We start from the raw sequence: 14,637 nt of genomic DNA, 5'->3' as shown, positions 1-14,637 counted from the left end.
CTTCCGCGTGATCACGCGCTCGCCCTTCTCGATGGCGCAGCTGAACGGGTTCCCGAGCCCGTACGTACCGCTCGACCTGGTGCTGGAGGCGCTGCGGCGGGCCGAGGAGCCGGCCGACTGGCTGGTGATGCCGCGTCTGGAGCAGCCGGAGGTGTCGGTGGACTGCCTGACCGGCCCGGACAACCGCATCCGCCTGGCCATCGGCCGCACGAAGAACGGCCGGCGTCGCGGTTTCACGCTGCACGAGCAGTGGCTGGACCCGGCCCGCCGGATCGCCGAGGGCTTCGGTCTGCACTACCTGTCCAACATCCAGTTCCGGATGCTCGGCGACCGGCCGGTCCTGATGGACGTGAACACCCGTCCGGCCGGCGGTCTGCACCAGCTGTCCCTGTGCGGGGTCAACGTCCCGTGGGCCGCTGTGCAGCTGGTGCTCGGCGAGGACCCGGGCGAGGTGGTTCCCCCGTTCCTGGGGCAGGACTACACGGTGGTGTCGGGGCCTCGTCCGCTGCGGCCGCTGTCGCTGCCGCAGCAGCGCCCGGAGGCGTCCGAGCCGCTTCCGGCGGTGCCCGCCCCGGCCGGACCGGTCGGCGCCGCCGACGCGGCCGGGGAGCCGCCCCTCCAGGACCTCGCCGCGAGCGTCTCGCGCCCCACGGGACTGCCCACGTAGCGGTGGCCGGGCCGCCCCCGCGTCCGGTGCGGGGTCAGAGGCGGCCCGCGCCCCGGTACAGCTGAAGCTCCCCTTCCAGTTCCACGGCCAGCACGGTGGCGTGCGGATCGAGGTCGGCCGCGGCCGGAGGCTGGATCCACAGGACGCCGGGGGTCTCGTGCAGGCCCCCGGTGACCTCGTGGGCGAGCTCCGTGCCGCTGTCCAGGACCGAGACGCGGCGGACCTTGCTGATCAGGCCCCGGACGTTGATCTCCGCGCGCGGGGCGTCGAAGACGGTGAGGTAGAGCGTGCGGCGGTCCTCGGAGAGGGTGCTCGGGCCGTAGTGGTGACCGGGCGGCAGCCCTCGTCCGGTGCCGTACACGGCCTGCGCGTGCCGGGCGATCCAGTCGCCGAGGCCCTCCAGCCTCTCGCGCTGTTCGGGCGTGATCGTGCCGTCCTCGCGCGGGCCGACGCTCAGGAGCAGGTTGCCTCCGCCGCCGATGGTCTCGGTGAAGTAGCGGATCAGCTGGTCGACCGACTTGTGGCGGTGGTCGTGGTGCTGATGGCCCCAGGAGTCGTTGATCGTCAGGCACAGCTCCCACGGCCCGTCCGGCGGGACGACGGGCACGCCCTGCTCGGGGGTGGCGTAGTCGCCCTCGCCGAGCATGCGGGCGTTGAAGACCACGTCGGGGACCTCGGAGCGGATCATCGCGGCCAGCTCGTGGATCCGCCACTGCTCCTCGCTGCGCTCCCACTCGCCGTCGAACCACATCAGGTCGGGCCGGTAGCGGCCGGTGAGCTCCCGTATCTGGCCGTCGCGGTAGGCGAGATACCGCTCCCAGGCCTCCAGGTCCTCGGCCCCGGCGGCCACCTCCGAGTAGCGGTTGTCCTCCAGCTCCGGCGGGCGGCCGGGCTTGCGGGTGGAGGCGTAGTCGGGGTGGCTCCAGTCGGAGTGCGAGTAGTAGAGGCCGACCTTGAGGCCCCGCTCGCGCAGGGCGTCCGCGTAGCCGCCGATCAGGTCGCGCCCCACGTTCAGGTCGCTGTGGGCGGTGTCCCACAGGGCGACCCCGTCGTGGTGGCGGCTGGTCAGCACGGCGTACCTGGCGCCGGCCCGCGCGAACAGCCCGGCCCAGTCACGCGGGTCGTAGCGGGCGGCCGTGAACCGGTCGAGCTGGGACATGTACCGGTCGTAGGGGACGGTGCCGTCGTAGAACGACCAGGACTCCTGGACGCCGTCGACGGCGTAGACGCCCCAGTGGACGAAGATGCCGAGCTTGGCGTCGGTGAACCACCGCTGCACGGCCACGCCGCTCAGCCCCTCTTCAGGCGGAGCGTCAGGATCTGGAACGGCCGCAGCGCGACCGCGACGCCACCGCCGGTGCGGTCGGCGTCCTGGAGCGGGCGCTCCAGCAGGTCGGTGATCTGCGCCCCGGCCAGCGGGAACCCGGTGTGCAGGACGCCGGTGGCGCGGCCGCCGCGGGACTCGTAGAGCCGTACGACGACGTCGCCCGAGGTGTCGTCGGCGAGCTTGACCGCCTCCACGGTGACGCCCTCGCCCTCGACGGAGACGACGGGTTCGGGGGCTCCGGCCGCGTCGGCCACCCGGAGCGGGAGGTTGAGGGCGTAGCCCTCGGCGACGGCGTCCTCGATGCGCGCGCCGGGCAGCAGCGCGTAGGTGAGGCGGTGGCGGCCCTGGTCGGCCTCGGGGTCCGGGATGCGCGGGGCGCGGACCAGGCTGAGGCGGACGGTTGTGGTCGTGCCGCCGTCCTCACGGACGGTGCGGGTGACGTCGTGGCCGTAGGTGGAGTCGTTGATGACGGCGACGCCGTAGCCGGGTTCGCCGATGTGCACCCAGCGGTGGCCGGAGACCTCGAAACGGGCCGCCTCCCAGCTGGTGTTGGTGTGGGTGGGGCGCTGGATGTGGCCGAACTGGATCTCGGCGGAGGAGTGCGGGGCGCGGATGTCGACCGGGAAGGCCGCCTTGAGGATCTTCTCGGTCTCGTGCCAGTCGATGTCGGTCTCGACGTCGATGCGGGGGCTGCCGGCGCGGAGCGTGATCGTCTGGGTGATCGTCGAGCCCTTGCCGAAGGACCGCTCGACGCGGATCGCGCCGATGAGCGGGTCCTGTTCGACGACCGTGACGGACGAGGCGTCGAGCAGGTCCGTGTAGCGGTTCCGGTAGTGCTTGTCGATGTCCCAGGCGTCCCAGTAGTTGGGCAGGTCGGTGTGCAGGCGGAGCAGGTTGCCCGGCTCGGCGAGCACCTCGCGCCGGGCGCGCAGGTCGTACACCGAGGCGAGGGTGCCGTCGTCGGCGACCTCGACGCGGACCAGGCCGTTGTCGAGGACCCGGCCGTTCACCGTCACGGGATGCGGGGGCCGGGCGCCGGTGAGCGGCGCGGAGCCGCTCGCGGGCACCGACACGTACACCGGTGCGCCGTCGGCGGTCCTGATCACCTCGGCGCGGTCGTGGGGGCTGGTGTTGAAGACGCGGGGGCCGCCCGTGCCGAGCGCGGCCAGCGCCTCGGCGGTCAGCGCCTGGAGCTCACGGGCCACACGCGCGTACTCGGCCTCGGCCTCGCGGTGCACCCAGGCGATGGAGGAGCCGGGCAGGATGTCGTGGAACTGGTGCAGCAGCACCGTCTTCCAGAGCCGGTCCAGCTTCTCGTACGGATAGGAGTAGCCCGGCGCGTGCAGCGCGGCCGTGGTCGCCCACAGCTCGGCCTCGCGCAGCAGGTGCTCGGAGCGGCGGTTGCCCTGTTTGGTGCGGGCCTGGGAGGTGTAGGTGGCGCGGTGCAGCTCCAGGTAGAGCTCACCCACCCACACGGGCGCGTCCGGGTACTCCTCGCGTGCCTTGGCGAAGAAGTCGTCGGGGTGTTCGACGACGACCCGGGCGGAGCCCTCCAGGTCCGCCAGCCGGCGGGCGCGTTCCATGATCTCGCGGGTGGGACCGCCGCCGCCGTCGCCCCAGCCGAAGGGGGCCAGGGAGCGGGAGGCGCCGCCCTTCTCGGCGTAGTTGCGGACGGCGCGGGACATCTCCTCGCCGCTGAAGCGGGCGTTGTAGGTGTCGACGGGCGGGAAGTGCGTGAAGATGCGGGTGCCGTCGATGCCCTCCCACCAGAAGGTGTGGTGCGGGAACCTGTTGGTCTGGTTCCAGGAGATCTTCTGGGTGAGGAACCACTCGTTGCCGGCGAGCTTGGCGATCTGCGGGTAGGCCGCGTTGTAGCCGAAGGAGTCCGGCAGCCAGACGCCCTTGGTCTCGATGCCGAAGTGGTCCATGAAGAACCGCTTGCCGTGGACGAACTGGCGGGCGACGGCCTCGCCGCCGGGCAGGTTGCCGTCGGACTCGACCCACATGCCGCCGACCGGCGCCCACTGGCCCTTTTCGACGGCCTCCTGGATGCGGGCCCAGACCTCGGGGTAGTGGTCGCGCACCCACTCGTACTGCTGGGCCTGCGAGCAGGCGAAGACGAAGTCCTCGTACTCGTCGGCCAGGGCGGTGACGTTGGAGAACGTGCGGGACGTCTTGCGCTTGGTCTCGCGGATCGGCCAGAGCCAGGCGGAGTCGATGTGGGCGTGGCCGACGCCGGAGATCGTGTGCGCGCTGGCGTGCGCGGGCTTGGACAGCACCGGCCGCAGCGCCGCACGCACCGCGGGGGCGGAGCCGGAGACGTCGTCGAGGTCGAGCAGGTCCATCGCCCGGTCGAGGGCGTGGGCGATCTCGTGGCGGCGGGGGTCGTGCGCGCCGAGCTCCAGCATCAGCTCGCGCAGCACCTGGAGGTCGAGGTCGAGGTGCCAGACCTCTTCGTCCAGGACGGCGATGTCGGCGCTGCGGAAGGTGTAGAGCGGCTTGTCGCCCGCGGTGAGCTTGTCGCCGAGCGGGGTGGTCCTCGCGAAGTTGTCGGCGAGGATGTCCGGGTTGGAAGCGGCCTCGACCAGGTACTCGACCGTCTCCCCGCCGGCCGCCGGGTTGGCGATCGCCACGTACTGGTTGAGCGGGTTGACGGCCTTCAGCGGGGTGCCGTCGGTGCGGTGGACCAGGGCCTCGGCCTGGTTGCCCGGCCAGTCGCCGGTGAAGCCGAGGTCGATGACCGCCTCGACGCGCCTGCCGGCCCAGGCCTCGGGCACCCGCCCGCGCATCCGGAACCAGGTGGTGCCCCAGGGCGGGCCCCACGGGGTGCCCATCGCGAACGGCCGGTAGGACGCCGCGGCCGCCTCATCGAAGGGCACCGGCTCGCCCGGGGCCTGCCAGGCCTCGACCTGGAAGGGGACGGTGGCCGCGTAGACCGCGGTCTTGATGCGCTGGTCGTGGAGGCGCTGCACGCGCTCTTCGATCCGGCGGCTTTCGTCGTGCATGGGACTGTCTCCAGGGAACGGGAAGAGCGGGCGGGAAAGCGCTTACCGTACGACGTTCAGGTCAGGTACGCGAGACCCTGATGGACCTCGGTGTAGCCCTCCACGAGCCGGCGGGCCACGTTCACGGAGTCGACGAGCGGGTGCAGCGCGAAGGCCTTCACGGCCCTCGCGCGGGAGCCGGACTCGGCCGCGGCCAGGACCTCCCGCTCGACGGCCTTGACCGCGCAGACCAGACCGGTGGCGTGGTCGGGCAGCGGGTCGACGGTGACGGGGTGGGCGCCGCCCGCGTCGACGAGGCAGGGGACCTCGATGACGGCGTCCGTGTCCAGGACCGACAGTGTGTGCCGGTTGCGGACGTTGAGGATCAGGGTCGTGCGCTCGTTGCGGGCGATGGCCCGCATGAGCGCCAGGGCCACCTTCTCGTAACCGCCGGACAGGTCGTCCTCGTCGCGTTCGCCGGCGCCCGCGCTCTCGCGGTTTTCGGCCATGTAGGTGGCCTCGCGCTCGGCGCGGGTGTCGTCCCAGACCTTCCAGGCGGGGGCGTCGGGGTTGCGCATCTCGGCGTAGAAGCGGGCCTGCTGCTCGTACAGGAAGGCGCCGCGGGTCTTCTCGGCCTGCTGGTAGGCGCGGACGGCCTCGCGGTTGAAGTAGTAGTAGTGCAGGTACTCGTTGGGGATCGCGCCCAGCGAGCGCAGCCAGTCGGCGCCGAAGAGCTTGCCCTCCTCGAAGGAGCCGAGCAGGTCCGGGTCGGCGAGCAGGCGGGGCAGCTCGTCCCGGCCGGCGACGCGCAGGCCACGCACCCAGCCGAGGTGGTTGAGGCCCACGTAGTCGATCCACGCCTCGTTCGGGTCCGCGCCGAGCACGCGGGCGATGCGGCGGCCGAGGCCGACCGGGGAGTCGCAGATGCCGATGACGCGTTCGCCGAGGTGGCGGGACATGGCCTCGGTGACCAGGCCGGCGGGGTTGGTGAAGTTGATGACCCAGGCGTCGGGCGCGAGGCGGGCCACCCGCCGGGCGATGTCGACGGCGACCGGGACCGTGCGCAGGCCGTAGGCGATGCCGCCGGCGCCGACCGTCTCCTGGCCGAGGACGCCTTCGGCCAGGGCCACGCGCTCGTCGTCGGCCCGGCCCTCCAGGCCGCCCACGCGGATCGCGGAGAACACGAAGTCGGCGCCGCGCAGGGCCTCGTCCAGATCGGTGGTGGCGCTCACCTCGGGCGCGTCGGGGACGCCGGCCGCCTGCTCGGCGAGGACCCGGGACACCGCCGACAGTCGTCCGGCGTCCAGATCGTGCAGGACGACATGGGTCACCCGCCCTTCGGCGTGGTCCTGCAGGAGCGCCCCGTACACCAGCGGTACGCGGAATCCTCCGCCGCCCAGAATCGTCAGTCTCACCGGGTTCCTCCGACTCCGTGGGTCGCGCGCGGTGCACCGGGGGAGCCGGGCGCGCGCCGCTTCGTTCGCTGTGCCTGGTCCCGGGTCCGCTCCGGCCCGGGGGTCGAGGGTGCGAGTCCTGTCGGTGCGCCGCGCCTTCGCGCGGCCCGGGCCGCCGGCCCTGGGGAAGCGTTCACGACTGCGTCCTTCCCGCCACGACGACCTCGACGCCCGCCTCTTCCAGGGAGGCGCGCGTCACCGTGTCCGGCGGCTCGTTCGTCACCACCACGTCCAGGTCCTCCGGGCCGCAGACCTTGGCCATGCCGTGCCCCGGGAACTTCGCCGCGTCGGCGAGCAGCACGACCTTCTCACCGGCCCGGATCATGGCGCGCTTGACCGGCACCTCCACGACCGTGGTGTCCATGACCTGCCCGCCGGGCCGCACGCCGCTGGTGCCGAGGAAGAGCCAGTCGGCGTGCAGCTGGCGCAGGTTGTCCTCGGTGAGGAAGCCGACCAGGGAGCGGTACTCGCGGCGGACCATGCCGCCGAGCAGGACCAGCTCGATGCCCTCGTCGTCGGCGAGTTCCTCGTAGACCACCAGGTTGCTGGTGATCACGGTGAGGCGGCGGCCGTGCAGCTGCCGGGCCAGGCGGTAGGCGGTGGTCCCGATGTCCAGCAGCACCGACTGGCCGTCGCCGATCATCGCCGCGGCGCGTTCGGCTATGGCGTCCTTCTCCGGGACGCGCACCTCGGCGACCTCGGCGAAGGGCTGGTCGCCCACCTCGACCACGGCGCCGCCGTGGACCCGCGTCAGCAGGCCGTCCTCCTCCAGTTTCACCAGGTCACGCCTGATGGTGGCCGGGCTCACGCCCAGCTGCTCGGAGAGGTCGGTCACAGCTGCGGTGCCGCCGGAGCGCAGGGCCCGCAGGATGAGTTGGTGTCGTCGTTCTGCCAGCACGCCGTGCACATTACTCGTCATCTTCAATCATGGCCATGCTTATTTCTGCTCGGGTATTGACCAATCTCGGCCGAGCGGCGCACGATTCCGCTCACCGAAATGACGAGTTTTGACGATCTCCGTCGAAGCCCGAGCGAGAGGACGCATCCGTGGACGACGACCGGCCCGATGTGCTGCTGACCGGGCTGCTCTTCTACGACCTCGTGCTCACGGGCCTGGGGAAGCCGCCGACGCCGGGCGAGGAGATCTGGACGGCGGGCATGGGCTGCGGCCCGGGCGGCATCGCGAACCTGGCGGTGGCCGCCGCCCGCTTCGGCCTGCGCACCTCGCTGGTCACGGTGTTCGGCGACGACTTCTACGGCGCCTACTGCCGGGACGTCCTCGGCGGCCAGGAGGACGTCGATCTCTCGCTCTCGCGCACGGCGGACGGCTGGCCCACCCCGGTCACCGTCTCCGTCGCGTACGGCCACGACCGGGCCCTGCTGACCCACGGCCAGGAACCGCCGTTCTCCCAGGACGTGCTGATGGGCGACCCGCCCGAGGCGCGCACCGCCCTCGTCCACCTGGAGGCCGAGCCGCGCGGATGGCTCGCCAAGGCCGCGGCGAACGGCACGCGGATCTACGCGGACGTCGGCTGGGACCCCACCCAGCAGTGGTCGAGGGACCTGCTGGACCAGCTCGCCCTGTGCCACGCCTTCCTCCCCAACGAGTCCGAGGCGATGGCGTACACCCGCACCGACAGCGCCGTCGCCGCGCTCGGCACCCTGGCCGAACTGGTGCCGGTGGCGGTCGTGACCCGGGGCCGGGACGGCGCGCTCGCCGTCGACCAGACCACCGGCGAGTACGCGCAGGTCCCGGCCCTCCACGTCGACGCCCTGGACGCCACCGGCGCCGGCGACGTCTTCGGCGCGAGCTTCGTGGCGGCCTCGCTCGGCGGCTGGCCCCTCCAGGAGCGGCTGCGGTTCGCGGTCCTCGCCGCCGGGCTGTCGGTCCGCCACCACGGCGGGGCGCTCGCGGCCCCTGGCTGGTACGGCGTCCACCGCTGGTGGAACGCGCTGACGGACCCGGAGCTGAGGCGGGCGTACGGCTTCCTGGCGGACCGGATCCCCGAGGACCCGGGGCCGCCGGTCCGGTACGCGCCCGTCACCCCTCCGGCCCCGCGGCACTGACGCACCCCCTCCCCCACGCCCCCTCACGTGCCCTTCCCAAGCGACATCACGAACAGATCCGAAAGGCGGTGGGAGCTGTGCGGCTCTCACGAAGAGGCCTGCTGCGCGCGGGCCTGGCCGGCACGGCCGCCACGGCACTGGGCGGCCTGGCGACCGGCTGCGCCGTCCCGGCCGGCTCGACCGGCCGGAACATGGTCCTGTGGTACTGGAGCGGCGGCCTCAGCGACACCGTCGTCAAGGCGGCCAAGGCCCGCTACGGCAAGGACGTCAGCCTCAAGGCCCAGCAGATCGGCGGCTACTACCGGTCCAAGCTGATCACCACCCTGGCCGGCCGCGCCCACATCCCCGACATCGCGGGGCTCAAGGGCGAGGACATGGCCTCCTACCTGCCGAACGCCGACCAGTTCGTGGACCTGCGGACGCTGGGCGCCGAGCAGCTCAAGAGCCGCTACCTGGACTGGAAGTGGCAGCAGGGCGTCGCCGACGACGGCTCCCTGGTCGGCTTCCCGATCGACGTGGGCCCGGTCGTGCACTACTACCAGCCGGCCGTGTTCGACAAGGCGGGGCTGCCCCACGAGCCGGCCGACGTGTCCCGGGAGCTGGGCACGTGGGAGAAGTTCTTCGCGGCCGGCGAGCAGCTGAAGCGGCGGGTGCGCGGGGCGTTCCTGCTCACCGACGTCGGCAGTGTCTTCGAGATGTCGCTCGGGCAGGGCACCACCCGGTTCGTCGACAGGGACCGGCACTTCATCGGGGACGGCGAGCACGTGCGCGCCTGCTGGGACCGTGCCGTGGAGGCCAGGCGGCGCGGGCTGGTGTCGGACATCGTCAGCGGCACCCCGGACTGGAACTCCGCCGCCGAGCGGGGGCTGCTGCCCAGTCAGCTCAACGCCTCCTGGGCCGCCGGCGACCTCAAGCTCGGCCTGCCGAAGACCAAGGGCAGATGGCGCGTGGCCGACTGCCCGGGCGGCCCCTCCAACGTCGGCGGCTCCTTCCTGGCGATCACCAAGGCGTGCCGGGAGCCCGAGCGGGCCTTCGAGATCATCACCTGGATGCTCGACGCGGACAACCAGGCGCAGGGTTTCGTCGACGCCGGTCTCTTCCCGTCCACCCCCGCCTCCTACGGGATGCGGAAGCTGCGGGAACCGGATCCGTTCTTCGGCGGCCAGATCACCATGGACGTCTACGGCCCGGCGGCCGAGAAGATCCCGGTGGCCTACAACAGCCCGTACGACATCGCGCTCGGGCAGCCCGTACGCGACGAGATCAAGAACGTCGGCGTCCTCGGCAAGGACCCGGACCAGGCCTGGAGGGACGCCATGGGCAAGTGCCGGCGGATCGCCGACCACCTGGGGGTGAGCTACTGATGGCCACCGCACCCGCGCTCGACAAGCCCCCGTCGGCCGTGACCGGAACGCCGGCCGTCCACCGGCGCAAGGGCGTGGTGAGCCACTGGCGGCTGTACGCCGCGATCTCCCCGTTCTACCTGCTCTTCCTCTGCTTCGGCCTGATCCCCGTCGGCTTCTCGCTCTACCTGTCCCTCCACCGCTGGGACGGTCTGGGCCCGATGGAGTGGGCGGGCCTGGCGCAGTTCCGCTACCTGCTCACCGACACGGACTTCTGGAGCTCCATCGGGAACACGCTGATCATCTGGGCGCTGGCCACCTTCCCCATGATCCTCCTGGCGATGGTGACGGCCGTGATGCTCAACTCGGCGGTCCGCTTCAAGAACGTCTACCGGTTCGCGTACTTCCTGCCCAACGTCACCTCGATCGTGGCCGTGGCGATCGTCTTCGGCTCGGTGTTCTCCACCAACTTCGGCCTGATGAACGCCCTGTTGCAGGCGGTGGGCCTGGACCAGGTGGCGTGGCTGAACACGCCGTGGGGCATCAAGGTCGCCATCGCCACGCTGATGACCTGGCAGTGGACCGGCTACAACGCGATCATCTTCCTCGCCGGGCTGCAGACCATCCCGAGCGACCTCTACGAGGCGGCGCGGATCGACGGCGCCGGCCCGGTGCAGACCTTCTTCCGGGTCACGCTGCCGCTGCTGCGGCCCACCCTGCTGTTCGTGCTGGTCGTCTCGACGGTCACCGGGCTGCAGAGCTTCGCCGAACCGCAGGTGCTGCTGCAGACCACGGCGAACGAGTCCACGTTCTCGGGCGGCCCCGACCACGCCGGCCGGACGATGGTCCTCTACTTCTTCCAGCAGACGTTCGACAACAACGACTTCGGCTACGGCGCGGCCGTCGCCTGGGGCATCTTCCTCGTCGTCGTCCTCTTCTCGATCATCAACTGGCGCCTGGTGCGGCGCCGGGGCGAAGACTAGGGAGACAAGGTCACCATGGCATCCATCAAGGGTTCCCGCGGCCGGGGCGTCGCACTGCACGCGGTGCTCGTGTCCGGCCTGCTGCTGTCGGCCTTCCCCTTCTACTGGGCCGTCATCATGTCGACGCACACGTCGACCGAGATCTTCTCCTACCCGCCCAAGCTGCTGCCGGGCTCGCACTTCCCGGAGAACGTCCGCAACCTCCTCGACACCGTCGACTTCTTCGGCTCGTTGCTGAACTCGCTGCTCGTCGCGGTCTGTGTGACGGCGCTGGTGCTGTTCTTCGACTCGCTCGCGGCGTTCGTCTTCGCCAAGTTCGACTTCCCCGGCAAGCGGGCGCTGTTCGCGCTGCTGATGCTCATCTTCATGGTGCCGATGCAGCTCCAGGCCATCCCGCAGTTCGTGATCATGGCGAAGCTGGGCTGGATCGGGTCGATGACCTCGCTGATCGTGCCGGCGGCGGCCAACGCGTTCGGCATCTTCTGGATGCGCCAGTACATGAGGAGCGCCATCCCCGACGAACTCATCGACGCCTCCCGGCTCGACGGGGCGGGGTTCCTGCGCCAGTACTGGCACGTGGCGCTGCCGGTGGTCCGCCCCGGGCTGGCCTTCCTCGGCATCTTCACCTTCATGGGCCAGTGGAACGACTACGCCTGGCCGCTGATCGCCCTGACCGACCCGGACAACGTCACCCTCCAGGTCGCGCTGTCCCAGCTCAACGGCACCCACGGCACGACCGACTACGGCATGGTGATGACCGGTGCGCTGCTCGCGCTCGTGCCCCTGCTGATCGTGTTCGCCCTCGGCGCCCGGCAGATCATCGGCGACCTCGCGAAGGGAGCCGTCCGCGGATGACGAGCGATCCCCTGATCGCCCTGCGCCCCTGGGAGGCACCCGAGGTGACCTCCTGGGGGCGGCTGCCGATGAATGCCGTGGACCGCCGTCCCGGGGCCGTCCGGCTCGACGGCGACTGGCGCTTCCAGCTGCTGCCCGCGCCCGGCGCCCCGCTCGGGGAGGTCTGGTCGTCGGCGTACGTGCCGGGGGTGTGGACCCTGCAGGACTCGGACGACCTACCCCGTTACCTCAACGTCCGCATGCCGTTCGCGGAGTTCCCGCCGCACGTGCCGGCCGACAACCCGACCGGGGTGTACGAGCGTGACGTCGAGGTGCCGGCCGCGTGGGCGGGCCGGCGGATCGTGCTGCAGGTCGGGGCCGCCGAGAGCGTGCTGCTGGTGCACGTGGACGGGAGGCCCGCCGGCGTGTCCAAGGACTCCCACCTGGCCGCCGAGTTCGACCTGACGGACCTGGTGCGCCCCGGGGAGCGGGCCGTGCTGCGCCTGACGGTCGTCAAGTGGTCGGACGCCTCGCACCTCGAGGACCAGGACCAGTGGTGGCACGGCGGGATCACCCGCTCGGTGCTGCTGTACGCGACCGGCCCGCTGCACCTGGCGGACGTGACCGTGCGCGCCCGGCGGGACGGGGACCTGCGGGTGGACTGCCGGGTGCGGGACGCGGGCGGTGCGCTGCCCGGGGGCTGGTACGTCAGCGGGGAGCTGGACGGGCACCCGCTCGCCCAGGACGCGGAGTTCGACCGGGCCAACGCCGAGGACGAGCGGGTCTCCGCCTTCCTCGGCGAGGCCCGGCTGCGCACCGTCGTGCCGGACGTGCGCACCTGGAACGCCGAGACGCCCGAGCTGTACGGCCTGACCGTCCGCCTGCACCGCGCCGACGGCTCCGTCGCCGACACCTCCCGGCACCGGATCGGCTTCCGGGACGTCGAGATCTCCGGCCGGGACCTGCTGCTCAACGGCGAGCGCGTGTTCCTCCGGGGCGTCAACCGGCACGACTTCCATCCGCTGACCGGCCGGACCGTGTCGCGGCAGGACATGCGCGCGGACCTCGTCCTGCTGAAGCGGTTCGGCTTCAACGCGATCCGCACCGCGCACTACCCGAACGACCCGGCCCTGTACGACCTGGCCGACGAACTCGGCTTCTACGTGGTCGACGAGGCGGACATCGAGTCCCACGACCACGCGCACGAGATCGCCGACGACCCGCGCTACCTGGGCGCGTTCGTGGACCGGGTCGCGCGGATGGTGCTGCGCGACAAGAACCACCCGTGCGTCATCGTCTGGTCGCTGGGCAACGAGTCCGACTACGGCGCGAACCACGACGCGGCCGCGGCCTGGGTGCGCCGGCACGACCCGACCCGTCCGGTGCAGTACGAGGGCGCCGCCAGGCGTGGCTGGGCCGACCCGGACGTGGCCTCCGACATCGCCTGCCCGATGTACGCGCCGCTCCAGGAGTGCGTCGCGCACGCCGTGTCGGGGACGCAGACCAAGCCGCTCATCCAGTGCGAGTACTCGCACGCCATGGGCAACAGCAACGGCACGCTGGCGGACCATTGGGCGGCCATCGAGGCCACCCCGGGGCTTCAGGGCGGGTTCATCTGGGAGTTCTGGGACCACGGCATCCTGCAGCGTGTGAACGACGGCAGACCGGCCGGGCGTGGGGGCGCCGGGCTCTACGGCAGCGGTGTCGCCGCGCCCGGGCACCGCTGGGCGTACGGCGGCGACTTCGGCGAGAGCGACCACGACGGCGCGTTCATCGCCGACGGGGTCGTCTTCCCCGACCGCACCCCCAAGCCCGTGATGTTCGAGCACCGGGAGATCGCCGCGCCGGTGCGCATCGCGTGCTTCCGGCACGAGGGCGTGGTGCTGGGCAACCACCAGCACTTCCGGGGCCTGGACTGGCTGGCCGGCGAGTGGGAGCTGTCCCTCGCCGAGGGCGGCACCCTGACGGCCCCCGCCGAGCTGCCCGATCTGCGGCCGGGCGAGACGGCCGCGGTGCCGCTGCCGTTCGCGCTGCCGAAGGACGGCGGCGAGGCGTGGCTGACGCTGCGCGTCACGACGGCCCGCGACGAGCCGTGGGCGCCGCGCGGCACGGTCGTGTGCCTGCCCCGGGTGCGGCTGCGGGCCGCGTCGCCGGTGGCGCGCACACCGGTCGCGGGCCGCGCGGTCGACGTCGACGAGGACGGGCTGCTGGTCCATCCGCTGCTGACGGCCGCGCCGGCGCTGTCCCTGTGGCGGGCGCCCACCGACAACGACGAACTGGGCGGCATGGCGGGCCGCTGGCGCGACTGGGGGCTGGACCGGCCCACCCGCGAGGTCGTGGCCGTACGGCGTGAACCGGGCCGGGTGACGGTGGTCGCCGACCACCTCTGCCCGGGCGGCACCGTCCGGCACGAGCAGGTGTTCACGGCGGTCGAGGACGGGCTGCTCGTCGAGGAGCGCGCCGAGTTGCCCGGGACGCTGCACGACGTGGCCCGGGTCGGGTCGGTGTTCGAGACGGTCCCGGGGCTCACCCTGTGGGAGTGGTTCGGGCAGGGCCCCTGGGAGTCGTATCCGGACCGGGCCGCGGGCGCGCCCGTCGGCCACCACGCGCTGCCGGTGGACGAGCTGTTCACGCCGTATCTGCGGCCGCAGGAGAGCGGCGGCCGGCACGGCGTACGGCGGTTCACGCTCTCCGCGCCGGACGCCACCGGCCTCGCGGTGCGGCTGGACCGGCCGCGGCAGGTCTCGGTGACCCGGCATCGCGCCGCCGACCTCGCCGCCGCCGCGCACCACGACGAACTGGTGCCGCGGGCGGGGTGCGTGGTGCACATCGACGCGGCGCACCGCGGGCTCGGCACGGCGTCGTGCGGGCCCGACACCTTCGCCTCCTACCTCGTCCCGGCCGGTGTCCACCGCTGGAGCTGGACGCTGCGCGTTCTCTGAGCCCCTCCCCTCCCCTCCCCTCCCTGCCTTCCCTCC

Annotated in this window: 10 protein-coding genes; 6 read left to right on the top strand and 4 right to left on the bottom strand. The window is 72.2% G+C overall.

Annotation, left to right across the window (positions count from 1 at the left end; genetic code table 11):
• The coding region (locus RIN80_RS22385) for an ATP-grasp domain-containing protein (protein ID WP_309097427.1) at window positions 1–667 on the top strand (667 nt) is incomplete at its 5' end.
• Between the two features lie 34 nt (window positions 668–701).
• Here RIN80_RS22385 and RIN80_RS22380 read toward each other — a convergent pair.
• From RIN80_RS22380 to RIN80_RS22365, 4 genes are all read right to left on the bottom strand, one after another.
• On the bottom strand, window positions 702–1,952 hold the full coding sequence (locus tag RIN80_RS22380) for an alpha-L-fucosidase (protein WP_309097426.1): 1,251 nt from the start codon (window positions 1,950–1,952) through the stop codon (window positions 702–704).
• 5 nt (window positions 1,953–1,957) lie between these two features.
• Window positions 1,958–4,999, bottom strand: coding sequence for a glycoside hydrolase family 38 C-terminal domain-containing protein (locus tag RIN80_RS22375; protein ID WP_309097425.1), 3,042 nt, complete (start codon window positions 4,997–4,999; stop codon window positions 1,958–1,960).
• A gap of 56 nt (window positions 5,000–5,055) precedes the next feature.
• Window positions 5,056–6,393, bottom strand: a complete 1,338-nt coding sequence (locus tag RIN80_RS22370) for a 6-phospho-beta-glucosidase (RefSeq protein ID WP_309097424.1) — start codon at window positions 6,391–6,393, stop codon at window positions 5,056–5,058.
• Window positions 6,394–6,565: 172 nt separating this feature from the next.
• Window positions 6,566–7,330 carry a DeoR/GlpR family DNA-binding transcription regulator gene (locus RIN80_RS22365; protein ID WP_309097423.1) on the bottom strand — a complete coding sequence of 255 codons (765 nt, stop codon included), beginning with the start codon at window positions 7,328–7,330 and terminating at the stop codon, window positions 6,566–6,568.
• Between the two features lie 149 nt (window positions 7,331–7,479).
• Here RIN80_RS22365 and RIN80_RS22360 point away from each other — a divergent pair, with 149 nt between their 5' ends.
• From RIN80_RS22360 to RIN80_RS22340, 5 genes are all read left to right on the top strand, one after another.
• The gene (locus tag RIN80_RS22360) at window positions 7,480–8,499 is read left to right on the top strand and encodes a carbohydrate kinase family protein (RefSeq protein ID WP_309097422.1); all 1,020 of its coding nucleotides are present in this window, start codon (window positions 7,480–7,482) and stop codon (window positions 8,497–8,499) included.
• Between the two features lie 77 nt (window positions 8,500–8,576).
• Window positions 8,577–9,863 (top strand): extracellular solute-binding protein, encoded by a 1,287-nt coding sequence (locus RIN80_RS22355; RefSeq protein WP_309097421.1) that lies wholly within the window; start codon window positions 8,577–8,579, stop codon window positions 9,861–9,863.
• The gene (locus RIN80_RS22350) at window positions 9,863–10,825 is read left to right on the top strand and encodes a sugar ABC transporter permease (RefSeq protein ID WP_309097420.1); all 963 of its coding nucleotides are present in this window, start codon (window positions 9,863–9,865) and stop codon (window positions 10,823–10,825) included. Before RIN80_RS22355 ends, RIN80_RS22350 begins: the two co-directional genes overlap by 1 nt.
• Before the next feature lie 15 nt (window positions 10,826–10,840).
• Window positions 10,841–11,680 carry a carbohydrate ABC transporter permease gene (locus RIN80_RS22345; RefSeq protein ID WP_309097419.1) on the top strand — a complete coding sequence of 280 codons (840 nt, stop codon included), beginning with the start codon at window positions 10,841–10,843 and terminating at the stop codon, window positions 11,678–11,680.
• Window positions 11,677–14,601 (top strand): glycoside hydrolase family 2 TIM barrel-domain containing protein, encoded by a 2,925-nt coding sequence (locus tag RIN80_RS22340; protein WP_309097418.1) that lies wholly within the window; start codon window positions 11,677–11,679, stop codon window positions 14,599–14,601. The genes RIN80_RS22345 and RIN80_RS22340 overlap by 4 nt, the downstream gene beginning before the upstream one ends.
• The last annotated feature ends 36 nt before the right edge of the window (window positions 14,602–14,637 follow it).

Source organism: Streptomyces sp., assembly GCF_031181705.1.
Classification (GTDB): domain Bacteria; phylum Actinomycetota; class Actinomycetes; order Streptomycetales; family Streptomycetaceae; genus Streptomyces.
The sequence above is the reverse complement of the archived record's forward strand: the minus strand, read 5'-3'. Positions and strand labels throughout refer to the sequence as shown.